Here is a 24,381-nt window from a genome sequence, read left to right on the forward strand (position 1 = left end):
GGCGTCGTCATGATCAGGCCAGGTCGAACCGGTCCAGGTTCATCACCTTGTCCCACGCCGCGACGAAGTCCTTCACGAACTTCTCCTTCGCGTCGTCGCTCGCGTAGACCTCCGCGACCGCGCGCAGCTCGGAGTTCGAGCCGAAGACGAGGTCGGCCCGGCTGCCGGTCCACTTGACCTCGCCCGTGGCGGCGTCGCGAGCCTCGAAGGTGTTCGCGTCCTCGGACGTCGACTTCCACGTCGTGCCCAGGTCGAGCAGGTTGACGAAGAAGTCGTTGGTCAGAGTCCCGGGGCTCGTGGTGAGCACGCCGAGCGCCGACTGCTGGTGGTTGGCGCCCAGGACGCGGAGGCCACCGACCAGGGCCGTCATCTCGGGCGCGCTCAGGGTCAGCAGGTTCGCCCGGTCGAGCAGCAGGTACTCGGCCGGAAGCCGGTTGCCCTTACCGACGTAGTTGCGGAACCCGTCGGCGACCGGCTCGAGCGCGGCGAACGACTCCACGTCGGTCTGGTCCTGCGCCGCGTCGACCCGGCCCGGCCTGAAGGGCACCTGGACGTCGAAGCCGGCGTCCTTGGCGGCCTTCTCGACGGCGGCAGCGCCGGCGAGCACGATCAGGTCGGCCAGCGAGACCTGCTTGCCACCGGTCTGGGCGGCGTTGAAGGCCTGCTGGATCCCCTCCAGGGTGCGCAGCACCGTGGCCAGCTGGTCGGGGTCGTTGACCTCCCACCCGCTCTGCGGCTGGAGGCGGATGCGCGCGCCGTTGGCGCCGCCGCGCTTGTCGCTGCCGCGGAAGGACGAGGCCGAGGCCCACGCGGTGGACACGAGCTGGGACACCGACAGGCCCGAGGCCAGGATCTGGTCCTTGAGGGCGGCGATGTCGCCGGCGTCGACGAGCTCGTGCGTCACCTCGGGGAGCGGGTCCTGCCACAGCAGCGTCTCGGCCGGGACCTCCGGGCCGAGGTAGCGCACCTTCGGGCCCATGTCGCGGTGGGTCAGCTTGTACCACGCCTTGGAGAACGCCTCCGCGAGCTCCTCGGGGTGGTCGAGCCAGCGCCGCGTGATCTGCTCGTAGACCGGGTCGAATCGGAGCGAGAGGTCGGTCGTCAGCATCGTCGGGGCGTGGCTCTTCGACTTGTCGTGGGCGTCGGGGACGGTCCCCGCCCCGGCGCTCTCCTTCGGCCGCCACTGGTGCGCCCCGGCGGGGCTCTTGAACAGCTCCCACTCGTACCCGTACAGGATCTCGAGGAAGCTGTTGTCCCACGTGATCGGAGTGTTGGTCCAGATGCCCTCGAGACCGCTGGTGATCGCGTCGCCACCCTTGCCGGTGCCGAACGTGCTCTGCCAGCCGAGGCCCTGCAGCTCGAGCGGGGCGGCCTCGGGGTCCGGGCCGACGTTCTCGGCCGGGCCGGCGCCGTGGGTCTTGCCGAAGGTGTGACCACCGGCGATCAGGGCGGCGGTCTCCTCGTCGTTCATCGCCATCCGGCGGAACGTCTCACGGATGTCGCGGGCCGCGGCGATCGGGTCCGGGTTGCCGTTCGGGCCCTCCGGGTTGACGTAGATGAGGCCCATCTGGACCGCGGCGAGCGGGTTCTCCAGCTCACGGTCGCCGGTGTAACGCTCGTCGTCGAGCCAGGTGGTCTCCGGGCCCCAGTAGACGTCCTCGTCGGGCTCCCAGACGTCCTCGCGGCCGCCGGCGAAGCCGAAGGTCTTGAAGCCCATCGACTCCAGGGCGACGTTGCCGGACAGGATCATGAGGTCGGCCCACGACAGGCTCTTGCCGTACTTCTTCTTGACGGGCCACAGCAGGCGGCGGGCCTTGTCCAGGCTCGCGTTGTCCGGCCAGCTGTTGAGCGGGGCGAAGCGCTGCTGCCCGGCCCCGGCGCCGCCGCGGCCGTCGCTGATCCGGTAGGTGCCTGCGCTGTGCCACGCCATCCGGATGATGAGCGGGCCGTAGTGGCCGAAGTCGGCCGGCCACCAGTCCTGCGAGGTCGTCAGCACCTCCAGGATGTCCCGCTTCACGGCCGGGAGGTCGAGGGTGTTGAACGCCTCGGCGTAGTCGAACTCCTCGCCGAAGGGGTTGGCCACGGCGGGGTTCTTGGCGAGGATCCTCAGGTTCAGCCGGTCCGGCCACCACTGGCGGTTTCCGCCGCCCTGGGTCGGGTGGGGGGCGCGCTCGTGCGCGACCGGGCAGCCGCCTGCGCCCTCGGTCTTCGCGTCTGTGACGATCGCGTCATGGTTCTCGGACATGGGAATCCTTCCGGACTAGATCACGGTGCTCAGGAAGTGCTGGCGGTGGAACAGTCGGGGCACAGGCCCCAGTAGACGACCTCGGCCTCGTCGATCATGAAGCCGTGGCTCTCGGACGCGGTCAGGCAGGGCACCTCGCCCACCGCGCAGTCGACGTCGGCGACCACCCCGCACGACCGGCACACGACGTGGTGGTGGTTGTCGCCGATGCGCCCCTCGAACCTGGCCGGGCTGCCGGCCGGTTCGATACGGCGTACGAGTCCCGCCGCGGTGAGGGCGTAGAGGGCCTCGTACACGGCTTGAAGCGAGATGTGGCCCACACGGTCGCGCACACCGGAGTGGATCGTCTCGACGTCGAGGTGGTCGCCGTCTCTGACGGTCTCGAGCAGTGCGACGCGGGCGGCCGTCACCCGCAGGCCGGCACCACGCAGTTCCTCGGCGGTGGTCGGGGTCTGGGATGCGGTCATGGCGCAAACCTATCTGCATAAACGCGAACAGTTCAAGACAACGAATGGTCCAAGTCTAGTAACGTCTCAGGCGATTTTCCCCCTGGTCGGGGGTTACGTAAACCGTCCGATGTGAGGGGGCGGGGGCGGCACCAGAATGGGTCCGGTGCTGACCGTCGATCTGGCGCGCGTGGCGTTCGCGCGTTTCGCCGTCCCCGGACAGGCGTGGACCGGAGATGAACGCCGGATCGGCTTCGCCGCCACGCAGCTGGTCGCGTCGTGGACCGCGCACACCCCGCCCGGCACCTGGGTGGAGGTGGAGGTGCAGGCCAGGAGCGCCTCCGGGGCGCTGACCAAGTGGTACGTGATGGGGCGCTGGTCGAGCGACGACGCGTTGCGCACGTCCGTGCCCGGGCAGGGCGACGACGACGGGGACGTGGCCGTCGACACGTTCGTGGCGCGCCGGCCCGTGGTGGCCTACCGGGTGCGCGTCACGGCGTACGGCCAGGGCGCGCGGGTCGGCGAGCTGGCCGTGATGGCCTCCGCCGTCCCGCAACGGCCCGCCGTTCCGAGTCCAGCCGGTATGGCGTGCGGGGTCGAGCTCGCCGTACCGGCCAGGTCGCAGCACGCGCACGACGGCAGCCACACCGAGTGGGATGGCGGCGGCGCGAACTGGTGCAGCCCCGCCTCCGTGGCGATGGTGCTGGAGTACTGGGACCGCTCCCCCGGCCCGGCCGAGCTGGCGTGGATCCCGGCCGGCGACCCGCATCCCGGGCTGGTGCACGCCGCGCGCGGCACCTACGATCCCAGTTACCAGGGCACGGGCAACTGGCCGTTCAACGCGGCCTACGCGGGACAGTTCGGCCTGACCGGGTTCGTGACGAGGCTGCGGTCGGCCGCCGAGATGGAGCGGCTGGTCGCCGCGGGCGTCCCGGTGATCGCGTCGCTGTCGTTCAAGGAGCACGAGCTGCCCGGCGCCGGATACTCCACCGGCGGCCACATCCTGGTCGTCACCGGGTTCACCGCGGCGGGTGACGTCATCGTCAACGACCCGGCCGCGCCGGTGGACGCCGAGGTGCGCAGGGTGTATCCGCGGGCGGCCTTCGAGCACGTGTGGCTGCGGGCCTCCGGCAGCGGCGGCGTCGTCTACGTGCTGCACCCACCCGGGCACCCGCTACCCCCGTCCGACGGCAACTGGTGAGAGGTTCATGAGTATTCGTCCGATCGATGTGGCCAGAACCGACGGCGGCCCCCAGTGGGTGGAGGCGGTGGCCACACCCTCGGGAGTGGAGGTGTGGTGGGATGAGCCGCGCCCGCACGAGGGTGGCCGCCGCTGCGTGGTCCGCCGCCCGCCGGGCGGCGACCGTGCCGACGTCCTGCCCGAGGGCTGGAACGCGCGCAACAGGCTGATCGAGTACGGCGGGCGTTCCTGGCGCCCGCTCCCCGGCGGCGGCCTGGTCTTCACCAACTGGCAGGACCAGCGCGTCTACCGCGTGGACCCGCGGCAGGAGCCCGTGGCGATCACGCCGGAGGGGAACGCCAGGTACGGCGACCTGTACCTGCCGCCGGGCCGCGACGAGGTGTGGGCGGTCAGGGAGATCGACGACGTCAGGGACCTGGTGGCGATCCCGCTCCACGACGGCCGGGTACGGGTGATCGCCAAAGCCCAGCACTTCCTGATGAACCCGCGCATGTCCCCCGAAGGCCGGCACGTCTCCTGGATCGGCTGGGACCACCCCAACATGCCGTGGGACGGCACCGAGCTCTGCGTGGCCCCGCTGGACGGCGACGGCACGGCCGGGCCGTACCAGGTGATCGCGGGCGGCCCGCGGGAGTCGGTCGTGCAGGCCGAGTGGCGCGACGAGGACACCCTGTACGCCATCACCGACCCGCAGGGCTGGTGGAACCTGCACCGCCTCGCCCGCGACGGCTCCGAGGCGCGCAACCTCGCCCCGATGGACGCCGAGTTCGGCGGAGCCCCGTGGAAACCGGGCAACACCTGGTTCGCCGTCACGCGAGAGGGCCTGGTCGCCACGTACGGCCCGCCCGACGATCGCCGCCTCGGCCTGATTGATCCGGACACGGGCGCGGTCCTGGACCTGGGCGGCGCCGCCACCTACTGGGGACCCACGGTTTCCGCGGCGGACGGCACGGCGGTGGGCGTCGCGGCCACGCCGTACTCCCCCATGCAGGTGACGGCGGTCGGCCTGGCCACCGGCGAGCACGCGCGGATGTCGGCGCCCAAGCCCGTCCCCGACCGCGCGCTGCTGCCCGAGCCGCACCCGATCGTGGTCGAGGGCGTGCACGCCCACGTCTACAGCCCGGAGCACACCCCCGCCCCCTACGTGATCTTCGTGCACGGCGGGCCGACCGGGAACCACCCGGTCATGCTGGACCTGGAGATCGCCTACTTCACCAGCCGCGGCCTGGGCGTGGCCGTGGTCAACTACGGCGGCTCGACCGGGTACGGCAGGGCCTACCGTGAACGGCTGCGCCACCAGTGGGGCGTGGTGGACGTGCACGACTGCGCCAGGGTGGCGCGCGGCCTGGTCGAGCGCGGCCTGGCCGAGGCCGCCAGGATCGCCGTCAGGGGCGGCAGCGCGGGCGGCTGGACCACGGTGGCGGCGCTGGTGCACAGCGACGTGTTCGCCGGCGGCGTGGCCCACTACGCGATCACCGACCCGGAGAGCTGGGCCGCCGAGACCCACGACTTCGAGTCGCGCTACCTGGACGGCCTGGTCGGGCCGCTGCCGGAGACCCGCTCCCGCTACGCCGAGCGCTCGCCGCTGCTGCACGCCGGCCGGGCGTCGGGGCCGTGCCTGATGCTGCACGGCCTGGAGGACGCGATCGTGGACGTCGGGCAGGCCGAGAGATTCGTCGCGGAACTGGACAGGCATGGCAAAGAGTGGGCGTTGCTCACGTTTCCCGGCGAGCAGCACGGCTGGCGCAGGGAGGAGACTATCGTCGCCGTGCTGGAGGCCGAGCTGGCCTTCTACGGACTGATCTTCGGGTTCGACACACCCGAGGTGCCACCGCTCAAGCTCGAGGGGAAGCCGTGAAGAGCGTTGCCGAGATCTGCTCGGATCTGATCAGGTTCGACACCACCAACCCGGGTTCCGGCGAGCGCCCGGCCGCCGAGTACGTGGCCACGCTGCTGGCCGACGCGGGGCTCGAGCCGGAGGTCTTTGAGTCGGCGCCTAGGCGGACCACGGTCGTGGCCAGGATGGAGGGCGAGTCGAAGGACGCGCTGCTGATCCACGGCCACCTGGACGTCGTGCCCGCCGACCCGGCCGAGTGGGAGCTGCACCCGTTCTCCGGCGAGATCGTCGACGACTGCGTCTACGGCCGGGGCGCGGTCGACATGAAGGGCTCGTGCGCGATGACGCTGGCCACCGTGCTCGCCCTGCGGGCGGGCGGGGTGCGCCCGAAGCGGGACCTGGTGCTGGCGTTCCTGGCCGATGAGGAGGCGACCGGCGACTACGGCTCGCGGCACGCGGTCACCGAGCACCGCGAGCTGTTCGATGGCGTCACCCAGGCCATCTCCGAGTCCGGCGGCTTCTCGGTGCAGTCGGGACAGACCCGGGTCTACCCGGTGGCGGTGGGCGAGCGCGGCACCGCCTGGATGAAGCTGACCGCGCACGGCGTGGCGGGCCACGGCTCCCGTCCCGCCGTCGACAACCCGGTCGCGACGCTGGTGCACGCCCTGTCCAGGATCGCGAGCCACCAGTGGCCGGTACGGCTGACGCCGTCGGTGGCCGCGCTGCTCGACAGCCTGTCGGAGATCACCGGGCAGCCCATCGACCTGGACCGGCTCGACGCGGAAGCGCAGCGGCTCGGCCCGCTGGGCAGCCTGTTCCGCGGGCAGATCCGCAACTCGGCCAACCCGACGATGCTGGAGGCCGGCTACAAGGTGAACGTGGTGCCCTCCACCGCCGAGGCCCACGTCGACGGCCGGTACCTGCCGGGGCTGCAGGAGGAGTTCCTGGCCACGATCGACGAGCTGCTCGGCCCCAAGATCACGCGGGAGTTCGTCAACCTGGAGGACGCGCCGGCCGCGCCGTACCCCTCGCCGTTCTTCGACGAGCTGGCCGCCTCGCTGGTCGCGGAGGACCCGCTGGCCAGGCCGGTGCCGTACGTGATGAGCGGCGGCACGGACGCCAAGTCGTTCGCCAGGATCGGGATCGAGGGGTACGGCTTCGCGCCGCTGATGCTCCGGCCGGACCTGGACTACTTCGGCATGTTCCACGGCAAGGACGAGCGGGTGCCGGTGGAGGGCCTGGAGTTCGGCACCCGGGTGCTCACCCGCCTGCTGACCTGAGCCCGCGCAGCGCCCTGGCCTGCTCAGGACGGAAGTCCATCTCGCGGGCCAGCGCCAGGGCGGCGCGGTGCCGCTCGGCCGCGCCGCCGGGGTCTCCGGCGGCGCTCAGGGTCTCGGCCAGGCCGTTGAGCACGCTCACCTCGCCGGTCCTGTAGCCGATCTCGCGGTGCAGGCTCAGGGCCCGGCCGTGGTGGTCGAGCGCCTCGTCGTAGTGACCGCGGCGCCGGTGCACGGCGGCCAGCCCGTCGAGCGCGTCGCCGATGCCGCCCCGGTCGTCCAGCTCGCGGTACAGCTCCAGGGCCTGGGCGTTGCGGGCGGCTGCCTCGTCGAGCAGGTCGAGCCGTTCGGCGGCCAGGCCGAGGCTGACCAGCGTGCCGGCGGTGCCGATCCGGTCGCCCAGCTCGCGGTAGAGGTCGAGCGCGCGCACGAAGTCGGCGTGGGCGTCCTGGTGCTCGCGGTTGCCGCTCTGCTCGTCGCCGCGGCGCAGGCGGACGTGGCCGAGGCCCTGCAGCGCCCTGGCCTGGCCGTACCGCTCGCCGATCTCCGCGCTGAGCTCGAGGGCGCGCTCGAACTCCTCCGCCGAGCGGTCGTAGTCGGCGTGCCGCCACCGCACCCAGCCCAGGTCGATGAGCGTGCGCGCCTCGGCGGAGCGGTCGCCGCGGGTCCGCGCGGCCTGCAGCGCCTGGCCGTACAGGGCCAGGGCGTCGGCGTGGGCGCGGTCGTAGAGGTGGCGGTGGAGCACGGTCACGTCGTGGCCGGTGTCGCCGGGCAGCTCGTGGTCGGTGGCGTGCACGGCCACCGCGATGAGGTTGGCCCGCTCGGCCTCCAGCCAGCTCGCCCGCCGGGCGGTGACGCCGCTCAGGTAGTGGCCGAACAGCCGGGCCAGCGCCTGCTCGCGCTCTGCCTCGTCCTCCTCGGCGAAGGCGGTCTCGCGGGCGTGCTCGCGCAGCAGGTCGTGGAAGGTGTAGCGGCCGGGCTCGTGCTGCAGCAGGACGTGCGTGTCGAGCAGGCTTTCCAGCAGGTCCTCCGCCTCGTCTGCCGTGAGGCCGGCCAGCGCGGCGGCGGCCTCGGCGTCGACGTCGGGCCCCGGGTGCAGGCCGAGCAGCCGGAACATGCGCCGCTGCGCGGGCTCCAGGTGCTCGTACGACAGCGCGAACGCGGCCGCGACTCCCTTGTCGGAGGTGGACAGCTCCGACAGCCGGCGCCGGTGGTCGCGCAGCCGGTCGGCCAGGTAGGCGACGCTCCAGCGAGGCCGGTGCTGCAGCCTGGCGGCGGCGATGCGCACGGCCAGCGGCAGGAACCCGCACAGCCGCAGCACCTCGAGCACGGCCTCCGGCTCGGCCGCGGCGCGCTCGCCCACGATGTCGCCGAACAGGGCGCGGGCGTCGCCGTCGGGCAGGACGTCGACCGACACGGCGTGCGCGCCGTCCAGGCCGGTCAGCCGCCTGCGGCTGGTGACCAGGACGAGCGCGGCGCAGGCGCCGGGCAGCAGCGGCCGGACGTGGTCGGCGTCGGCGGCGTTGTCCAGCACTAGCAGGACGCGGCGGCCGGCCAGCTCGGCACGCCACAGCGCGGCGCGTTCCTCGGCCGTGGCGGGCAGCCGGTCGGCGGGCACGCCCAGCTGCCGCAGCAGGGTCTCCAGCGCGCCGCCCGGGTCGAGCGGCGCCTGTCCCGCGGTGTGGGCGCGCAGGTCGACGAAGAGCTGGGCGTCGGGGTACCGGGCGGCGAGCCGGTGCGCGGCGTGGACGGCGAGCGTGGTCTTGCCGCTGCCCGCCATCCCGTCGACGGTCCAGAGGGTCACGCCGTCGCCGGTCGGCTCGATCCTGCCGAGCTCGCCGGCGCGTCCGGTGAAGTCCGGGGTGTCGTAGGGCAGGTGGTTCGCCCTCTTCGGCGCGGCCGCGGCGGCGGGAGGCGCGTCCATGGTGGGGTCGTCGCGCAGGATGCCGTCCTCCAGCGCGATGAACGCGCGGCCGGGGTCGAGCCCCTGCTCCTCGGCGAGCGCCGCCCTGAAGGTCCTGGCGACCGCCAGCGCGTCGGTCTGGCGGCCCGAGCGGTGCAGGGCGAGCATGAGCTGGCCGTTCAGCTTCTCGCGCAGCGGGTGGGCGGCGACCTGGGCGAACAGCTCGTCGACGAGCTCGGCGTGGCGGCCCAGGTCGAGCTCGAGGTCGATCAGGCGCTCCACGGCGGCCAGGCGCCGCTCCTCCAGGCGGGCCCTGGCCGACTCGACGTAGTCGGCGTTCACGTCGGCCAGGGCCTGGCCGCGCCAGAGCTCCAGCGCGGCGCGGATCCGCCGGGCGGCCTCCTGCTTGTCGTCGAGCTTCTGCGCGGCGGCCACCTCGGCGGTGAACTCGGACAGGTCGAGCCGCTCGGCCGCGATGACGTATCCGGCGCTGCGGGTCTGCAGCAGCTCGGCCGCGCCCGCCTGGCGCAGCACCCGGCGGATCACCGCGATCGTGGCCTGGATCTGGGCGCGGGCGGTGTCGGGCGGGGTCGGGCCCCACATGGCGTCGGCGAGCTGGTCGGCGCTGATCACCGTGGGCGCGTTCAGCAGCAGGTAGGCCAGCACCGCCCGGTGCCGGGGCGCCACAGTGGGTAGTGGCCGCCCATCCGCCGTGATCTCGACGGGACCCAGGACGGCGAACCGGACGCCCAACGCTTCCTCCCTGCTCGTCGACGCATGGCGATCGCATGGCGAATGTATCAATGCGCCGGCGCACGATCGTCGCATGGAAGCACGTATGAAGAATCCGGCGTTGGTTCTACCTGACGCGATGCAGGCGATGAACGGCCTGTTCAAGGCCATCTGCAAGGGCGGTGTGGCATGGGGCTGACCGTGCACGGAACCGTCGCGCCCGGGTACGAGGCGGTGCTGGAGGAGTTCGCCGCGGTGGAGCCGGGCGCGCAGCTGGCCGCCTACGTGGGCGGCCGCCAGGTGGTCGACCTGTGGGCGGGTGACGGCGTCGGCGGCGACTCGCTGACCGGGCTGTACTCCTCCACCAAGGCGGCGGCCTACGTGGTGGTGGCGCTGCTGGTGCAGGAGGGCGCGCTCAGTCTGGACCGCGCGGTGTCCGGCTACTGGCCGGAGTTCGCCGCCGCGGGCAAGTCCGCGATCACGCTGCGCGAGCTGATCAGCCACCGGTCGGGGCTGGTCAACGCGGACGGCGGGTTCACCGTCGCGGAGCTGGCCGACGAGGAGCTGGTCGCCAAGCGGATGGCCGAGCAGCGGCCGCTGTGGCGGCCCGGCTCGGCCTACGGCTACGGCGGCTTCGTCATCGGCGCCATGGTGGGCGAGGTGGTGCGCCGGGTCACCGGCCACTCGATCCAGCAGCTGTTCGAGGAGCGCGTACGGTCACCGTACGAACTGGACCTCTACCTGGGGCTGCCCGAGGAGCTGGAGCCGCGCTTCCTCGAGGTGCTGCCGTGGATCGCCACGCCCGAGCAGGAGGCCACCTTCCAGGCGTACTACCCGGGGCCCGACAGCGTGGCGGGCATGGGCTACAACCTGAACGCGATGCCGCCGTTCAACCCGCTGGAGTTCGCCAACCACCGCGTGGTGCGCGCCGGCGGGCCGGCCTCGGCGGGCGGGGTGGGCAGCGCCCGCGGGCTGGCGGGCATGTACCAGGCGATCCTGGACGGGCTGCTGGATCCGTACACCGTCGCCGAGTTCGCCACGATCCACTCCACCGGCGGTGACCTGGTGGGCGGGCCCGCGGTGAGCTACGCGCTCGGGTTCCAGGCCAAGGGGCTGGAGTACCGGTGTCTGAGCGCGTACGCGTTCGGGCACAACGGCTCGGCCGGGTCGGACGGGTTCGCCGATCCGCGCCGCGGCATCGCCTACGGCTACACCAGGCGGCGGGCGGCCTTCGGCTACTCGGCGCCGGAGAACCAGCGGCTGGCGGCCGCGATCGCCGAGGCGGCCGCCCGCGCCTAGCCGGTCAGGACTCGCGCAGCACGCGGTCGAGGACGGCGGCGAAGCCCTCCGGCTCGCCGCCGAAGCCGCCGTGGTCGCCGGGGAAGACGGCCGGCTCGCTGCCCAGCCTCTCGGCCAGCGCGACACCGGTGTTGTAGGCGAGCTGCCCGGCCGAGGTGGTGCCGATGCCGATGACCACCCGCGGCGTGCCGGAGCGCAGCTTGTCCACCTCCGGCTCGTAGAAGGCCAGCGGCATGCCGTGGCTGAAGAAGTAGTCCATGTTGCCCATCATGCGGTTCATGCCCTCCTGAACCTCGGGGGGCAGCTCGCCCTGCGGCGGCTCGTAGTCCTCCATGCCGATGAGCTTGTTGAAGATGGCCGCGGCCGCCATCCAGCCGGTGGTCCTGCTGGTCTCCTGGACCTCGCGCATGCCCTCGACCACCTCGTCGGCGTCGGGCAGCATGCGCAGGCAGGGCGGCTCGTGAGCTACCAGGGTGCGCACGTGCTCGGGATACAGGGCGGTCAGCGCCAGCCCGATCTGGGCGCCGCCGCTGCTGCCGAGCACGTGCACGGGCCCGCCGCCGACGGCCTCGATGACCCGGCGGGCGTCGTCCGCGTGCCGCGGCACGTCCTGGTCCTCGGGCGGACCGTCCAGCGTGCTGCGCGAGTTGCCCCGCGGGTCGTAGACGACGGTCGTGTAGCGGTCTTTCAGGTGGGGCACCAGCATGTCGAAGGCGCCGGTGTCGGACGGGCCGCCGGGGATGATCAGCAGCACCGGGCCCTCGCCCTGCACCTCGTAGTAGATCTGCGCGCCGGGGACCTTGATGGTGTCGCTCTTCTTCGTCATTGTCTTAGCCCTTTTCCGGGATGGGATCTCGTGTCGTCGTCCCCGATCCTGCTACCGACAAACTTTTTTGTCAAGCCTTGGTACGGCCGGCCTCCCACCCGCTCCAGCGGGCCACGGCGATCGCGACGAAGGGGCCGGGCGGCGGCCGGTCGCGGTACTGGGAGTACTTGCGGGCGAGCGCCTCGACGCCGTCCGGCAGCGTGGCGAGCACCTCGGCGAGGCCGTCGGCGCGGACCCACCACAGGCGGGTCCAGTCCTCGTCGTAGTGGTCGGCCAGCAGCGCCACGCGCGGGTTCTCGCGGATGTTGCGCAGGCGGCGCAGCGCCCTGGTGGTCTTGGGCTTGTCGTCGACCGCCGACACGACCAGATCGCCGACCATCGCGAACGTCACCGGCACCAGGTGCGGCTGCCCGTCCGCGCCGGTGGTGGCCAGGTGCGCCACGCGCGCCCGGGTGAACAGGTCTCTGGCCCGCTCAGGGTCCATCGCCGGGCCGCAGGCTCTCGACGCCCCGGGTGACGACCAGCCCCAGCGCCGCCGCCAGGCCGGTGACCAGGAGGGTGATCCAGCCGGGCACGCCGCGGTAGGCCAGCAGCGTGCCCGCCATGGCCAGGATCAGCACGCCGAGCAGGGTGCCCGCGATGCCGCCGAGCCTGCCGTACAGGCTGACGCCGCCCAGCAGGACGGCGGCCAGCGCCGCCGCGGTCGTGGCCCAGTCGGCGGTGGGGACGGAGATCTGCAGGCGCATCAACTGGGCGAGCCCGCCGAGCCCGGCCAGCAGGCTGGAGCCCGTCAGGCCGACCAGCGCGCCGACGCCCGGGCGCAGGCCGGCCCAGCGACCCTGGTCGCCGTCGCGGCGGGAGGCCGACAGGGCGGCGCGAACGGGCGGCACCAGCCAGAGCAGCCCCCCGCCGACCGACACGACCGCGAACACGGCGAACCACGCGAAGGACGGCACCGACGGCGGGAAGGTCCAGGTGCGCGGCCCCTCCTGGGTGAGCCCGAGCATCAGCCCCTGGCACATGACCGCGGTGACGATGGAGGCCGCCCAGGCGGGCACCGACACGACCGCGACGAAGACGCCCAGGATCAGGCCGAGCACCAGCACCATCAGCATGGCGATGGTCAGCGCGACGGGCTGCGGCCAGCCATATCCGCCTCCCAGGTAGGCGGCCACGGCGCCGCTGAGGGCGGCGATCGGGCCGACGGCCAGGTTCGGCGTCGCGGTGCGCAGCGACAGCGCCAGCCCGGTGGCGATCAGCCCGGCGGGCGCGGCCTGCTCGAACACGGTCGAGAACCTGGCCCCGGTGGCCACCACGGTGACGGCGAGCGCGACGGCGGCCAGCGCCAGCACGCCTTCCCAGATGAGATGAACGCCCAAACGCACGCGATCAGCCTAGTCGGGTACGTCGAAGACTTCCCGGACTTCCACCACGGCTTCCTGACCCGGCTTGACGGCCAGCTCGACCGGGCACCGCCTGGCCCACTCCACGGCCTCGGCCAGGGAGGCGGCCCTGATCAGGTAGTAGCCGGCAATGAGCTCCTTGGACTCGGCGAACGGCCCGTCGACCACCCGCTTGGCGCCGCCCGTCGCGATGACGCGGGCGGCGCTGGCGGTGGGCTGCAGGCCCTCGGCGGCGATGAGCGCCCCCGCCTCGTCCAGCTCCTTGCCGAAGCGGTGCATCGCCGCCACGAGCTCCGAGTCGCGGGCCGCCACCTCGTCCGGGTGCGGATCGCCCTTGAGGATCAGCATGTAGCGCATGCCACAGGAACCTAGCTGAACTTGGTCCTCGGGCGCTCCTGCAGCACCTCGTCGACGTAGATGTCGACCTTCTCGTTGTAGAAGGAGACGAGCCCGGCGATCTTCTCGCTCTCCGGCAGGGGCGTCCGGTAGGACCAGGCCAGGTCGGCGTGGCCGTTGACCGACCAGTACCCGGCCGTCCCCTTGTACGGGCAGTGCGTCGCGGTGTCGGTGGGCTCGAGCAGGTCGAACCGGATGTCGGTCTTCGGCAGGTAGTAGCGGGCGGGCAGCCCGGTCTCGAACAGGATCCTGGGCCTGACGGAGTCGGCGACGGTCACGCCGTCCACCTCTACGCGCACCCGCCGGGAGCTGGGCAGGATGTCGACCCTGGTGTAGGGGTCGCGCGGGTGGAAGAAGACCTCCTCGTCCTCCTCGAACCAGGCGTCCATGCTGTCCCACTCGAAGCGGACGTGCCCGCGGATCTCCTCCAGCGGCGACTCGGGGTAGGCCAGCGCCGCCTCGGCGGCCTGCTTGCCGCCCGCGGTGACCGTGTAGAGGACGGCCTCGCCGCGGCTGGGCGAGCGCTTGCCGGTGCCGGTCTCCTTCAGCGCGCCCTGGTCGACGTCTTCCAGGGGGATGTAGAAGGCGGGGTAGTAGGGGACCTCCCAGACCAGCAGGGCCCGCGTGGTGTCGGCGACCACACGGCCGCCCAGGTAGGTTCTGACGCGCTTGGCCGTGCGCTCGACGCGCACCCGGCCGCGGTTCCCAGCATCCATGATGGCCGCAACCAGGAGGCGCGCCCGGCTATTCCAGCCCAAAGGCGGCCAAAGTGCCCCAGGTCGCCACCACTCCCGCGAGCGCGCCGGCCAGCACCTGCGGCCACGTGTGGTGGGCCAGCCGTACCCTGGCCCAGCAGATCAGCCCCACCACCAGCGCCCCCGCCACGGCGACGGGTACGGCGGGCAGCACGTGCGCGAGGACCACCACGGTGCCGGAGGAGACGGCGGCGTGGAAGGAGATCTTCCAGCGCAGCGTGATCGGCACGGTCAGGGCCAGCGCCACCAGCATCGCGGTCACGGTGGCCACCAGCAGCCGGGGCGCGCCCAGCGTCACCAGCAGCACGAGCGCGGCCAGCACGGCGGCGACCGCGGACAGCAGCGGCCCGGTGCGCCGGGCGCGTTCCACGATGTGGTGGGAGTCCAGGCGTCCAGAACGGACGCCGGCGGCGATCACCGCGGCGGGCACCCCGCCGCACAGCAGCGAGGCCACCAGCCCCCACACGGCGCCCCGCCAGCCCTGGGCCAGCAGGCCCACCACCGGCGGCATCGCGATCACCAGCACCTGTGGCGCCAGCAGGTCGGTGAGCCTGCGCGCCAGGGCATCCCCTGTCATGGAGGGAATGGTATAAAAACCGGGTGGCGGAGATCCCCTTGCTGCAGGCGTTCGCCGAGGTCGGCTATCAGGTCGCGGGCGGCGGGGGGCGCGGGGCGATGGCGGCGCTGGGCCGGGTGGTGCCGGTGGACGCCTACGAGTTCGTCGCCTACGACCCGGCGACCGGCCGGCACCAGAGCGTGTTATCCGACGGCCACCGGCGCATCGACGGCGACGCGGCGCAGGAGTACGCGGGCCTGGCCGCCTATCGGCGGGCGATGGCCACCCGGTCGCCGGTGCTGATGCCGCAGCCGGGCACCGAGCGGTACTTCCGCCGCCACCTGGAGCCCTACGGCTGGCGGTGCGGGCTGACCGCGCCGCTGTTCCTGGCCGAGGGCGGCCGCTACACCGGGCTGCTGCACCTGGCCTCGCGCGGCTGCTTCCCCGACGGCGCGGCGGCCCTGGTCGCGGCGGCCGCGCCGATGCTGGCCCACGTCACGGACCTGACCAGGTGCGTGATCGACCCTGTCGGCGTGCCGCCGGGCTTCCGCGCGGTGGCCTTCGACCGGCTGGGCACCACGCGCGACCTGCCGGGCGTGCCGAGCTCGCCTGATCTGGCGGGCGAGCCGGCGATGGCGGCCTACGCGCGGGGGTTCATCGACTCGCGGGAGCTGAGCAGGCGCGGGCTGTGGCTCGATCGGCGCGGGCGCTGGCACGAGGTGCACCTGACCAGGGCGGGAGTCGGGTTCCACGGGTCGCTGCAGGGCACCGTGGTGGCCGAGCGGGTGTGCGGCCTGCCGTACGAGCTGACCGGGCGCGAGGTCGACGTGCTGACGCGCGTGGCGGCCGGCGACTCCAATCCGCAGATCGCGGCGGCGCTGGTGCTGAGCGTCAGGACCGTGACCACGCACCTGGAGCACATCTTCGCCAAGCTCGGCTGCGACAGCCGCACCCGCCTGACCACCAAGGCACTGGCCGAGGGCCTGTGCCGGCTGGACGTCTAGACCGCGTCTAGACCAGGGCGGGCACGGCGACGGGCACCAGCTCGAACCAGACCGTGGTGGTGCCGTTCTCGCGGGTGTAGCCCCAGCGGTGGCTCAGCGCCTCAAGCAGCGGCAGCCCCCGGCCGCTCGTCGCCTGCAAGCCGGTCGTACGGCAGGCGCACGGCGGCCCGTCCGATCCCCCGTCCTCCACGCAGACCCGCACCAGCGTCCCCGAAGCGTGCACGCTCACCGTGAACGAGCCGCCGTCGCCCGACTGGGAGTGCAGGATCGCGTTGGTGGCCAGCTCACTCGTCAGCAGCACGCAGTCGTCGAAGAGCGGATGATCCCGGCCGAGCACGGCGGCCACCGCTCCCCTGGCCTTCGACACCTGCGCGGGGACCCCAGGGAGCTGAACGACGAGATCGTTGCGGGACTCCGGCACGATGACCTCCCCCGATAGGCGAACGTTATGAGACGCGCCACACCGGCGCCGCGGACTATCGCGAAAAGGTAGGAATGGCCTTTCCCATGGTCACGTGCGCGACCTCTGCCGGGGGTCGAGTACGCTGCGATCGACGCGTCGACTAGGAGGGGTGCCTGCCGGATGAGCAGCCTGGAGGCCGTCTGGGTGCGGCCGTACGACCGGCCGGGGGCGGCGATCGTGACCGGGGTGTTCGACATCCTGCACGTGGGTCACGTCCGCTTTCTCAACGCGGTCGCCGAGCGCGGCCTGCCCTTGATCGTCGGCGTCGAGGACGACTCGCGGGTGCGGGCGTGGAAGGGGCCGAGCAGGCCGGTCAACGCCGCCGCGGAGCGGGCCGAGGTGCTGGCGGCGCTGCGCGCCGTACAGGGCGTGTTCATCGTGACCGGGCCGCCGGAGGCGCACGGGCCCGAGGACTACATCGACCTGTTCGTGCCGATGGGTCCCGGCGCGCTGGCGCACACCGCGGGGGATCCGCACGCGGGAGGCCGGTGCGCGGCCGCCGCGCTGCTGGGCGCCGAGTGCTGGGAACTGGAGGCGATTCCCGGCCGGTCCACCACGCGGATCGTGAATTCGATACGCTATTGACCATGCAGCGCGCTTGCGTCACGACGACGCCGGACACCGTCCCGGCGCGCTGAATCCTGTTGCCCCGGGCGAACGCCCGGGGTTCTGGTCGTTCGCCCTTTCCCGTAAAGGATGATCATGAACGACCACCGCAAGCTCGGCCGTGAGCTCGACCTGTTCGACACCGACCCGCTGATCGGCTCCGGCCTGCCGTACCTGTTCCCCGACGGCGCGGCGATCCGCAAGGCCATCGAGGACTACGTCTTCGAGCTGGAGCGGCGCCACGGATACCGGCACGTCAGCTCGCCCGTGCTGGCCAAACGCGAGCTGTACGAGCGATCCGGCCACTGGGCGCACTACAGCGAGGACATGTTCCCGCCGATGGAGGTGGGCGGCGAGCAGTTCGTGCTGCGGCCCAGCCTGTGCCCGCACCATGCGCTGATCTTCGCCGCGCGGCAGCGCAGCCACCGCGACCTGCCGTTGCGCCTGGCCGAGCTGGGCGGGCAGTACCGCGCCGAGCTGTCGGGCGTGCTCGGCGGGCTGGTCAGGGTCAGGTCCATGCAGCTCAACGACGGCCACGTCTTCTGCCCACTGGACCAGGCGGCCGAGGAGATCGCCGCGGCGCTCGACCTCATCCAGGCCGCGCACGCCCAGCTCGGCATCCGAGCCTCGCGCTACCGCCTGTCGCTGGGCGGCGACGGCGCCAAGTACGTCGACGACCCCGCGCTGTGGGACCGCGCGGAGGCGGTCCTGCGCGACGTGCTGGCCCAGCGCGGCCAGCCCTACGACGAGGAGAAGGGTGAGGGCGCCTTCTACGGCCCGAAGATCGACATCCAGCTCGTCGACCCGTCGGGCCGCGAGTCGTCCATCGCCACCGTGCAGGTGGACTTCTTCCAGCCCGACCGTTTCGACCTGAGCTACGTCGGCCCCGACCAGCGCGATCACCGTCCTGTGATGGTGCATCGCAGCGTCATCGGCAGCGTCGAGCGGATGCTGTCGCACCTCGTCGAGGTGCACGGCGGCGCGTTCCCCGCCTGGCTGGCGCCGGTGCAGGCGGTGGTGCTTCCGGTCTCGGACGCCGAGCTGCCCGCGGCCCGCGCTCTGGTACGGCGGGCCGTCGAGGCAGGGTTGCGGGCCGAGCTGGCCGGGCCGGACCGTGGCAGCCTCGGCGCCAGGATCCGCGCGCACCGGCTGGTGCCCTACCAGCTGGTGGTGGGCGCGCGGGAGGCGGCGGGAGGGTCGGCGGCGGTGCGGCTGCGCGACGGATCGCAGGCCGGCGAGCTGCCGGTGGGCGAGCTGGTCGACTTCCTGCGCGTCAGAGCCAGTCCTTCTTTTTGAACACCGCGTACAGCCCGACGGAGGTGACGGCGACGACGATCGTGGACATCCAGAAGCCCCACGGCTGCCCGGTGCCCGGATACGGCACGTTCTGGCCGTAGAAGCCGGTGATGGCGGTCGGCACGGCGATGATCGCGGCCCAGCTGGTGAGCCGCTTCATGATCTCGTTGAGCCGGAAGCCCTGCTGTGACAGGCGGGTCTCGCGCATGTTGGCCAGCAGATCGCGCAGCGAGTCGACCCATTCGCTGACGCGCAGCACGTGGTCGTAGACGTCCTGGTAGTAGGGGATCATCTCCTCGCTGGAGATCAGGTCCTGGTCGCGGCGGAGCAGGGTGCCCACGACCTCGCGCATCGGCATCGTCATCTTGCGCAAGCGGACCATGTTCTTACGCAACGTGAACATGGTCCGCTGCATCTCCCTGGCGTTGACGGGCACCTCGTCGAACAGCGTCTCCTCCAACTCCTCGGCGTGCGTGTCGAGGTCCTGGACGTAGTCGAACTGGCCGTCCACGACGTAGTCGAGCAGACCGTGCAGCAGGAACGCGACGCCGTGCTTGGCCAGGTGGGGCCCGGCGTCCCAGCGTTTGATCACCTCGCCGATGTCGAAACGGTCGTTCTCCCGCACGGTCACCAGGGCGTTGGCGGTGACGAACGCGTTGACCTCGATCGGGTCGAGGCGATCCTCCTCGACGTGCACCCCATAGACGGTGATGAACAGGTGCTTGTCATAGATGTCGAGCTTGGGGCGCTGGTGGTCGGACAGGACGTCCTCGACCGCGAGCTCGTGCAGGCCGAGCTCCTCGCTGATCACGTTGAGGTCAGCGGCGGTGGGGGCACACAGGTCGAACCAGATGACACAGGCCGGGTCGGAGACGTAGTCGGACACATCCTCGATGGGGAAGCCCTGCTTTTCGAGGACGCCGTTCCTGTAGAGGCGGGTATGCACCTACAGGAGTCTGGCAAAGCGCCGGGCGTTGCGCACCGCCGCTCCCCCGAGGTCGTTGTTGAAGTACACGTACGCCTCGCGCCATCCCGCCTCGCGCACCCGCTCCGCCCACGATTTCAGCGCGGCCTCGCCGTACTCCGGGAAGGGGGTGGCGTGGCCCTCGTGCAGGCGCACGTAGCCCCAGCCGGCGGTGCGCCAGAGCGGGCTCAGCGGGCGGCCGCCGCGGTCGGCCCAGCACAGGGCGGCGGCGCGCTCGCGCAGCACGCGCTCGACGTCGTCCGTCCACCAGGACGGATGGCGGGGCTCGACCGCCAGGCGCACCTCGTCGGGGAAGCAGGCCAGGCAGCGGGCCAGCTTGTCCGGGTCGGCCTTCAGCGTGGGCGGGAGCTGGAGCAGGATCGGGCCGAGCTTGTCCTTCAGCCCGGCGGCGGCCTCCATCAGGCGCCTGACCGGCTCCTGCGGGTCGGCCAGGCGCTTGATGTGGGTGAGGTAGCGGCTGGCCTTGACCGCCATCACGAAGCCGTCGGGGGTGCGGTCGCGCCAGCCGGCGAAGTTCTCCTGGGTGGGCAGGCGGTAGAAGGCGTTGTTGCTCTCGACCGTGGGGAACTCCTCGGCGTAGGTCTCCAGCCACAGCCGCTGCGGCACCCCTTCGGGATACAGGACGCCGCGCCAGTCCTTGTACTGCCATCCCGACGTGCCGACGAGCGTCCCCATGTCCCGGGACCTACCCGTGGCGTCCCGGCCGAATCAGCCGTTCACGCCTTCGTGGACCCGGCGGTCAGGCCGGTGACCAGATGCCGCTGGACGAGCAGGAACACCGCCGAGGCCGGCAGCGCGATGAGCACCGAGGCGGCGGTCATCAGCCCCCACTCGGTCTTGAACTGGGCCACGAACGTCTGCAGTCCGACGGCCAGCGTGTACTTCTCGTCGCCCGTCATGAAGGCGGTGGCGTAGGCCACCTCGCCCCAGGCGGTGACGAAGGAGTAGAACGCGGTCACCGCCAGGCCCGGCTTCGACAGCGGGATGATGAGCCTGGCGAACGCGCCGAACGGGGTGAGCCCGTCGACCATCCCCGCCTGGTCGATCTCGTAGGGCACGGTGTCGAAGTAGCCCTTCATCATCCACGCGCAGAACGGCACCGCCACGGTCAGGTAGCACACGGTCAGCCCGGCGAACTGGTTGATCAGCCCGAGCGTGGCCAGCAGGTTGTACAGCGGCACGATGAGGATCGCCACCGGGAACATCTGCGTCACCAGCAGCATCCACAGGAACGGCCGCTGGCCGGGGAAGCGGAACCTGCTCGCCGCGTAGCCCGCCGAGGCCGCCAGGATCACCCCGATCACCATCGTCAGCAGCGAGACGAGCAGCGAGTTGGCCGCCCAGCGCAGGAACGGGCTGCGCGTCAGCAGGTCTGTGTAGTTGGACAGCGTCGGATCGTGGAAGAGCTCGATCTCGGTGGAGGTCCACGCCCCGCGCGGCTTCAGCGACGTCAGCACGAGCCACAGCAGCGGGAACACCGAGATCAGGCTCGCCGCGATCAGCGTGGCGTGCAGCGCGATCGACCGTACCCGGCTCCTCACCAGACTTCTCCCTGTTTCCGCAGCGACCGGCTGTAGACGACGGCCATCAGCACCAGGATCAGCAGGATCAGCACGCCCCAGGTCGCCGAGCCCGAGTAGTCGCGCAGTCCCTCGAAGGCCTGCCGGTAGGCGTAGGTCACCAGGATCTCGGTCGAGTCGCCCGGCCCGCCCCTGGTGACCAGGAAGATCACGGCGAACATGTTGAACGTCCAGATCGTGCCCAGCAGGATCACGGTGTTGCTGACGCTGCGCAGCCCGGGCAGCGTGATGTTGACGAAGCGCTGCCAGGCGTTCGCGCCGTCCACCTCGGCGGCCTCGTGCAGCTCCTTCGGGATCGACTGCAGGCCGCCGAGCAGGGCCAGCATCATGAACGGCACGCCCAGCCAGACGTTGACCCCGATCACCGCGATCTTGGCGGCGAGGGGCTCGTCCAGCCAGCCGATCCTGGGCAGGCCGAGCCCGTCGAGCATGGCGTTGAAGACGCCGTAGCGGCTGTTGTACAGGTAGCGCCAAGCGAAGGCGGATACGAACGGCGGCACCGCCCACGGCAGGATCAGCAGCACCCGGTACAGCCCGCGCAGGCGCATCGGCCGGTTCAGCAGCATCGCCAGGCCCAGCCCGATGCCGTAGTGCAACCCCACGCAGGCCACGGTCCAGATGATCGTCCAGCCGAGGCGGCCGCCGAACAGCCCGCCGGTGAGCGTGGTGACGTAGTTGTCCAGGCCGACGAACTGGAAGCGGTCCGGGATCACGTTGGCGCCGATCGTCCTGCCCACGTTGGACTCGCGGGCGTCGGTGAAGGACAGGTAGACGCCCCGCACCAGCGGGTAACCGACGAGGACCCCCGTCACGATCACGACGGGGGCCACCATCGCCCAGGCGTACCAGTGTCTCTTCACTAGCTCCAGCCCTGGAGGAGCTTGCGGTACTCGTCGGCGACCCCCTTCAGGGCGGCGTCCGTGGCCGCCTGCCCCGACATGATCTTGGCGTAGGCCTGGTCGAGCGGCGTGAACAGCTGGCCGCCCTCCGGGATCCAGGGCCGCTCGTGCGCCGCCTCCACCACGGGCTTGAACTGGCCGACCATCGGGTTGGCGGTCACCTGCGGGTCGTTGTAGGCCGACGCGCGGGCGGGCAGCAGGCCCAGCTTCCCGGCGATCTTCGCCTCGTTCTCGGCGGAGGCCATGAAGCGGACGAACTCATAGGAGGCGTCCAGGGACTTCGAGCCCGCGTAGACGGCGTACCCGTGCCCGCCCACCGGGGCGCCGAACTTGCCGGAGCCGCCGGTCGGGACCGTGGCCACGCCCAGGTTCTCCTTGTCCTTGAACGCCTTGCCGGTCAGGTCGTCGGCCACCGACCACGGACCGTTGAAGATCATCGCGACCTTGCCGTCCTTGAAGGCGGTCTGGACGTTGGCGTAGCTGTCCTGAATGGTGGGCTTGGCCGCGGCGCCCGACTTGACCAGGTCCTGCACACGGGCCACGGCCGCCTGCGCCTGCGGGGAGTCCACGGTCACCTTCTTGCCGGCCACGTCGAGCAGGTCGCCGCCCTCGCCGTAGATGAACGGCAGCAGGAAGTAGCCCTGGACGTTGACGCCGAAGCCGTCCGTGCCCGCCTTCTGCTTGGCGTCGAGCGCGACCTGCTTGAGCTCGTCCATCGTCTTGGGCGGCTGGTCGTGGCCCGCCTTCTTGAGCAGGTCCTTGTTGTACAGCAGCGCCAGCGAGTCGGTCACCTGCGGCACCGCGTAGGTCTTGCCGTCGAACTTGACGCTGGCCGCCGGGACCGGCAGGAAGTCCTCGGGCTTGTCCAGCGCGCGCGTGCCGTCGAGCGCCTGCAGGTAGCCCAGCGAGGCGAACTCCGGCGTCCAGGCCACCTCGGACCTGATCACGTCGGGCGCGCCCGAGTTCGCCTGGGCGGCGGTCTTGAACTTGTTCTGCGCCTCACCGAAGGGGACGTTGACGTAGTTGACCTTGATCTTCGGGTACTGGGTCTGGAAGGCCGCGATGAGGTCCTGGAAAGCCGGTGCCTCGTTCGTGGCGTCCGAGGTGTCCCACCAGGTCACCTCGCCGGAGATGTCCGTCGGGTTCTTGGCGGCCGCCGACGGGCTCGCCGCCTGGTCGCCCGCGCCACCGCCGCAGGCCGAGATCGCCAGCGTGAGGGCCGCGACGATCGCCGCAGCCGGTAAGACTCGCCGCATGTCTTACTCCTAGATCGGGGGATCGGACGGACAGTACGTCGAAGCGCGGCCCCTTTGAAAGAGTCTTGCAAGAATTTCTGAAATTTCGTTACAAAGACTGATCTAGGGCGTTCTCCAGCCACGCGGCCGCGGCCAGCACCCGGGTCTCGTCGAGGCCCACGACCTGAAGGCCCGCGGGCAGCGGCCCCTCGACCGGCATCGGCAGGCTGACGGCGGGCAGCCCGGTCAGGCTGGCGAACCTGGTGTTGCGCAGCAGTTTCTGCCGTACGTCCGGCTCGTCCAGCCGCGGGGCGAGGATCGGCACGGTCGGCATCACCACGGCGTCGACTCCTCTCAGCGCCTCCTCCGCCGCCGCGATGATCTCCTTCCTGCGGCGCAGCGCCCGCACGTACCGCCACCCCGGCACTCGGGCCGCCGCCTCGAGCATGTCGCGCGTACCGGCCTGATACTGATCCGCTTTTTCCAGAAATATCCCTTCATGTACGGCTGCCGCTTCGGGGCCTTGCAGATCCGCCAGCGCCTGCTCCGCGTCGGGCAGCCACACCTTGTCGGTCAGGGACTCCGTCGCCCTCGCGAACGCCTCCGCCACCTCGGGCGCGCACTCCCCCAGGTGCGCCGGTACGGCGAGCCGCGGCGTGATCCGCTCGCGCCCGCCCACCAGCCGCCCGAGCACCCGCACGGCGTAGGCCGCGTCCTCGACGTCGCCGGCCAGCACGCCGACGTGGTCGAGGCTCGGCGCCAGCGGGAACACCCCCTGGGTGGGCAGGGTGCCGTAGGCGGGCTTGACGCCCACCACGCCGCACAGCGCCGCCGGGATCCGCACCGACCCTGCCGTGTCGGTGCCCAGGGCCAGCGGCACGATCCCGGCCGCCACGGCCGCCGCGGAACCGGAGCTGGACCCGCCGGCCATCCTGGTGCGGTCGCGCGGGTTCCTGCACACGCCGCGCCGGTTCGTCACGCCGGTGCAGCCGTAGGCGAACTCATGGGTGTAGGTCAGCCCGATCACCACCGCGCCTGCCGCCCTGAGCCGCGCCACGATCTCGGCGTCCTTCTGTCCCGTACGGCCGGCGAAGACCTCGGAGCCGCAGGTGAACGGCATCCCCTCGACCTCGATGAGCTCCTTGACCAGCACCGGGACGCCCGCCAGCGGCCCGGTCCGCACCCGCTCGGCCGTCCTGAGCGCTCCTTCGGGATCCAGGTGCACCACCGCCCCGAGCTCGGCGGCCTCCTCGGCTCTGGCCAGAGCCCTCTCGGCCAGCTCCACGGGATCGATGTCGCCGGCCCGCACCCCGCGGGCGATTTCTTGGAGTCGCATGAGCGTAGGGGAACACAAATCCCTTAGCAGCGCACATATCTCTTAAGAGGATTGCTCACCGATCGCGGCAAGCCGGACACTGCGCCCGCGCGGTGCTACCC

General features: G+C 71.7%; 23 protein-coding genes. 7 read left to right on the forward strand and 16 right to left on the reverse strand.

Annotated elements, in window-relative coordinates; genetic code table 11:
* Positions 1–13 precede the first annotated feature (13 nt).
* Both katG and ACIBHX_RS19325 read right to left on the reverse strand, forming a co-directional pair.
* Entirely contained in the window at positions 14–2,245 is a 2,232-nt protein-coding gene (gene katG / locus ACIBHX_RS19320; RefSeq protein WP_397068483.1) for a catalase/peroxidase HPI, read from the reverse strand.
* 29 nt (positions 2,246–2,274) lie between these two features.
* A complete protein-coding gene (locus tag ACIBHX_RS19325) occupies positions 2,275–2,712 on the reverse strand; it encodes a Fur family transcriptional regulator (protein ID WP_397068484.1) in 438 nt (145 codons plus the stop codon).
* 136 nt (positions 2,713–2,848) lie between these two features.
* Between ACIBHX_RS19325 and ACIBHX_RS19330 the strand changes: the two genes are divergently transcribed.
* From ACIBHX_RS19330 to ACIBHX_RS19340, 3 genes are read left to right on the forward strand one after another with little or no spacing between them, the layout of a single operon-like run.
* Positions 2,849–3,892, forward strand: a complete 1,044-nt coding sequence (locus ACIBHX_RS19330) for a C39 family peptidase (RefSeq protein ID WP_397068485.1) — start codon at positions 2,849–2,851, stop codon at positions 3,890–3,892.
* Between the two features lie 7 nt (positions 3,893–3,899).
* Positions 3,900–5,750 (forward strand): S9 family peptidase, encoded by a 1,851-nt coding sequence (locus ACIBHX_RS19335; RefSeq protein WP_397068486.1) that lies wholly within the window; start codon positions 3,900–3,902, stop codon positions 5,748–5,750.
* The gene (locus ACIBHX_RS19340; RefSeq protein ID WP_397068487.1) at positions 5,747–7,009 is read left to right on the forward strand and encodes a M20/M25/M40 family metallo-hydrolase; all 1,263 of its coding nucleotides are present in this window, start codon (positions 5,747–5,749) and stop codon (positions 7,007–7,009) included. The genes ACIBHX_RS19335 and ACIBHX_RS19340 overlap by 4 nt, the downstream gene beginning before the upstream one ends.
* Here ACIBHX_RS19340 and ACIBHX_RS19345 read toward each other — a convergent pair.
* Positions 6,990–9,662, reverse strand: a complete 2,673-nt coding sequence (locus tag ACIBHX_RS19345; protein WP_397068488.1) for a BTAD domain-containing putative transcriptional regulator — start codon at positions 9,660–9,662, stop codon at positions 6,990–6,992. The two genes, ACIBHX_RS19340 and ACIBHX_RS19345, sit on opposite strands and share 20 nt — an antisense overlap.
* Positions 9,663–9,830: 168 nt before the next feature.
* Here ACIBHX_RS19345 and ACIBHX_RS19350 point away from each other — a divergent pair, with 168 nt between their 5' ends.
* On the forward strand, positions 9,831–10,940 hold the full coding sequence (locus ACIBHX_RS19350; protein WP_397068489.1) for a serine hydrolase domain-containing protein: 1,110 nt from the start codon (positions 9,831–9,833) through the stop codon (positions 10,938–10,940).
* A 4-nt stretch (positions 10,941–10,944) separates the two neighbouring features.
* On the opposite strand, the gene ACIBHX_RS19355 is transcribed toward ACIBHX_RS19350, so the two are convergent.
* The 6 genes from ACIBHX_RS19355 to ACIBHX_RS19380 all read right to left on the reverse strand — a co-directional run bounded on the left by ACIBHX_RS19355 (position 10,945) and on the right by ACIBHX_RS19380 (position 14,897).
* Positions 10,945–11,766, reverse strand: a complete 822-nt coding sequence (locus tag ACIBHX_RS19355; RefSeq protein WP_397068490.1) for an alpha/beta fold hydrolase — start codon at positions 11,764–11,766, stop codon at positions 10,945–10,947.
* A 70-nt stretch (positions 11,767–11,836) separates the two neighbouring features.
* The gene (locus ACIBHX_RS19360; protein WP_397068491.1) at positions 11,837–12,250 is read right to left on the reverse strand and encodes a TIGR03668 family PPOX class F420-dependent oxidoreductase; all 414 of its coding nucleotides are present in this window, start codon (positions 12,248–12,250) and stop codon (positions 11,837–11,839) included.
* Entirely contained in the window at positions 12,240–13,151 is a 912-nt protein-coding gene (locus ACIBHX_RS19365; RefSeq protein WP_397068492.1) for a hypothetical protein, read from the reverse strand. The genes ACIBHX_RS19360 and ACIBHX_RS19365 overlap by 11 nt, the downstream gene beginning before the upstream one ends.
* Positions 13,152–13,160: 9 nt before the next feature.
* The gene (locus ACIBHX_RS19370; protein WP_397068493.1) at positions 13,161–13,526 is read right to left on the reverse strand and encodes a YciI family protein; all 366 of its coding nucleotides are present in this window, start codon (positions 13,524–13,526) and stop codon (positions 13,161–13,163) included.
* Between the two features lie 11 nt (positions 13,527–13,537).
* Positions 13,538–14,281, reverse strand: coding sequence for a DUF427 domain-containing protein (locus tag ACIBHX_RS19375; RefSeq protein ID WP_397068494.1), 744 nt, complete (start codon positions 14,279–14,281; stop codon positions 13,538–13,540).
* A gap of 28 nt (positions 14,282–14,309) precedes the next feature.
* Entirely contained in the window at positions 14,310–14,897 is a 588-nt protein-coding gene (locus ACIBHX_RS19380) for a hypothetical protein (protein WP_397068495.1), read from the reverse strand.
* A gap of 23 nt (positions 14,898–14,920) precedes the next feature.
* On the opposite strand from ACIBHX_RS19380, the gene ACIBHX_RS19385 reads away from it, so the two are divergent.
* Entirely contained in the window at positions 14,921–15,880 is a 960-nt protein-coding gene (locus ACIBHX_RS19385; protein WP_397068496.1) for a response regulator transcription factor, read from the forward strand.
* A gap of 7 nt (positions 15,881–15,887) precedes the next feature.
* Here ACIBHX_RS19385 and ACIBHX_RS19390 read toward each other — a convergent pair whose 3' ends face one another.
* Positions 15,888–16,301, reverse strand: coding sequence for an ATP-binding protein (locus ACIBHX_RS19390; RefSeq protein ID WP_397068497.1), 414 nt, complete (start codon positions 16,299–16,301; stop codon positions 15,888–15,890).
* Between the two features lie 162 nt (positions 16,302–16,463).
* Between ACIBHX_RS19390 and ACIBHX_RS19395 the strand changes: the two genes are divergently transcribed.
* Together ACIBHX_RS19395 and thrS are read left to right on the forward strand one after the other, a co-directional pair.
* On the forward strand, positions 16,464–16,928 hold the full coding sequence (locus tag ACIBHX_RS19395; RefSeq protein WP_397068498.1) for an adenylyltransferase/cytidyltransferase family protein: 465 nt from the start codon (positions 16,464–16,466) through the stop codon (positions 16,926–16,928).
* A 117-nt stretch (positions 16,929–17,045) separates the two neighbouring features.
* Complete coding sequence (gene thrS / locus ACIBHX_RS19400) at positions 17,046–18,245, forward strand: threonine--tRNA ligase (RefSeq protein WP_397068499.1); 1,200 nt, start codon at positions 17,046–17,048, stop codon at positions 18,243–18,245.
* Here the strand turns inward: thrS and ACIBHX_RS19405 are convergent.
* The 6 genes from ACIBHX_RS19405 to ACIBHX_RS19430 all read right to left on the reverse strand — a co-directional run bounded on the left by ACIBHX_RS19405 (position 18,223) and on the right by ACIBHX_RS19430 (position 24,280).
* Positions 18,223–19,191 carry a magnesium transporter CorA family protein gene (locus tag ACIBHX_RS19405; protein ID WP_397068500.1) on the reverse strand — a complete coding sequence of 323 codons (969 nt, stop codon included), beginning with the start codon at positions 19,189–19,191 and terminating at the stop codon, positions 18,223–18,225. The two genes, thrS and ACIBHX_RS19405, sit on opposite strands and share 23 nt — an antisense overlap.
* Positions 19,192–19,905: a DUF72 domain-containing protein gene (locus ACIBHX_RS19410; protein WP_397068501.1), complete on the reverse strand. Its 714-nt coding sequence runs from the start codon at positions 19,903–19,905 to the stop codon at positions 19,192–19,194. It abuts the gene before it with no gap.
* Between the two features lie 41 nt (positions 19,906–19,946).
* A complete protein-coding gene (locus ACIBHX_RS19415) occupies positions 19,947–20,771 on the reverse strand; it encodes a sugar ABC transporter permease (protein ID WP_397068502.1) in 825 nt (274 codons plus the stop codon).
* Positions 20,768–21,670, reverse strand: a complete 903-nt coding sequence (locus ACIBHX_RS19420; RefSeq protein ID WP_397068503.1) for a carbohydrate ABC transporter permease — start codon at positions 21,668–21,670, stop codon at positions 20,768–20,770. The genes ACIBHX_RS19415 and ACIBHX_RS19420 overlap by 4 nt, the downstream gene beginning before the upstream one ends.
* Positions 21,670–22,965 carry an extracellular solute-binding protein gene (locus ACIBHX_RS19425; protein WP_397068504.1) on the reverse strand — a complete coding sequence of 432 codons (1,296 nt, stop codon included), beginning with the start codon at positions 22,963–22,965 and terminating at the stop codon, positions 21,670–21,672. The genes ACIBHX_RS19420 and ACIBHX_RS19425 overlap by 1 nt, the downstream gene beginning before the upstream one ends.
* Positions 22,966–23,053: 88 nt before the next feature.
* Complete coding sequence (locus ACIBHX_RS19430; protein WP_397068505.1) at positions 23,054–24,280, reverse strand: amidase; 1,227 nt, start codon at positions 24,278–24,280, stop codon at positions 23,054–23,056.
* Positions 24,281–24,381: the final 101 nt, after the last annotated feature.

The organism is Nonomuraea sp. NPDC050536, from assembly GCF_044457685.1.
GTDB lineage: Bacteria > Actinomycetota > Actinomycetes > Streptosporangiales > Streptosporangiaceae > Nonomuraea.

Bases quoted from the DNA above. Each gene is read 5' to 3' on its own strand.
- katG (WP_397068483.1), bottom strand. From the start codon at position 2,245: ATGTCCGAGAACCATGACGCGATCGTCACAGACGCGAAGACCGAGGGC.
- ACIBHX_RS19325 (WP_397068484.1), bottom strand. From the start codon at position 2,712: ATGACCGCATCCCAGACCCCGACCACCGCCGAGGAACTGCGTGGTGCC.
- ACIBHX_RS19330 (WP_397068485.1), top strand. From the start codon at position 2,849: ATGGGTCCGGTGCTGACCGTCGATCTGGCGCGCGTGGCGTTCGCGCGT.
- ACIBHX_RS19335 (WP_397068486.1), top strand. From the start codon at position 3,900: ATGAGTATTCGTCCGATCGATGTGGCCAGAACCGACGGCGGCCCCCAG.
- ACIBHX_RS19350 (WP_397068489.1), top strand. From the start codon at position 9,831: ATGGGGCTGACCGTGCACGGAACCGTCGCGCCCGGGTACGAGGCGGTG.
- ACIBHX_RS19355 (WP_397068490.1), bottom strand. From the start codon at position 11,766: ATGACGAAGAAGAGCGACACCATCAAGGTCCCCGGCGCGCAGATCTAC.
- ACIBHX_RS19360 (WP_397068491.1), bottom strand. From the start codon at position 12,250: ATGGACCCTGAGCGGGCCAGAGACCTGTTCACCCGGGCGCGCGTGGCG.
- ACIBHX_RS19370 (WP_397068493.1), bottom strand. From the start codon at position 13,526: ATGCGCTACATGCTGATCCTCAAGGGCGATCCGCACCCGGACGAGGTG.
- ACIBHX_RS19375 (WP_397068494.1), bottom strand. From the start codon at position 14,281: ATGGATGCTGGGAACCGCGGCCGGGTGCGCGTCGAGCGCACGGCCAAG.
- ACIBHX_RS19380 (WP_397068495.1), bottom strand. From the start codon at position 14,897: ATGACAGGGGATGCCCTGGCGCGCAGGCTCACCGACCTGCTGGCGCCA.
- ACIBHX_RS19395 (WP_397068498.1), top strand. From the start codon at position 16,464: ATGAGCAGCCTGGAGGCCGTCTGGGTGCGGCCGTACGACCGGCCGGGG.
- thrS (WP_397068499.1), top strand. From the start codon at position 17,046: ATGAACGACCACCGCAAGCTCGGCCGTGAGCTCGACCTGTTCGACACC.
- ACIBHX_RS19410 (WP_397068501.1), bottom strand. From the start codon at position 19,905: ATGGGGACGCTCGTCGGCACGTCGGGATGGCAGTACAAGGACTGGCGC.
- ACIBHX_RS19425 (WP_397068504.1), bottom strand. From the start codon at position 22,965: ATGCGGCGAGTCTTACCGGCTGCGGCGATCGTCGCGGCCCTCACGCTG.
- ACIBHX_RS19430 (WP_397068505.1), bottom strand. From the start codon at position 24,280: ATGCGACTCCAAGAAATCGCCCGCGGGGTGCGGGCCGGCGACATCGAT.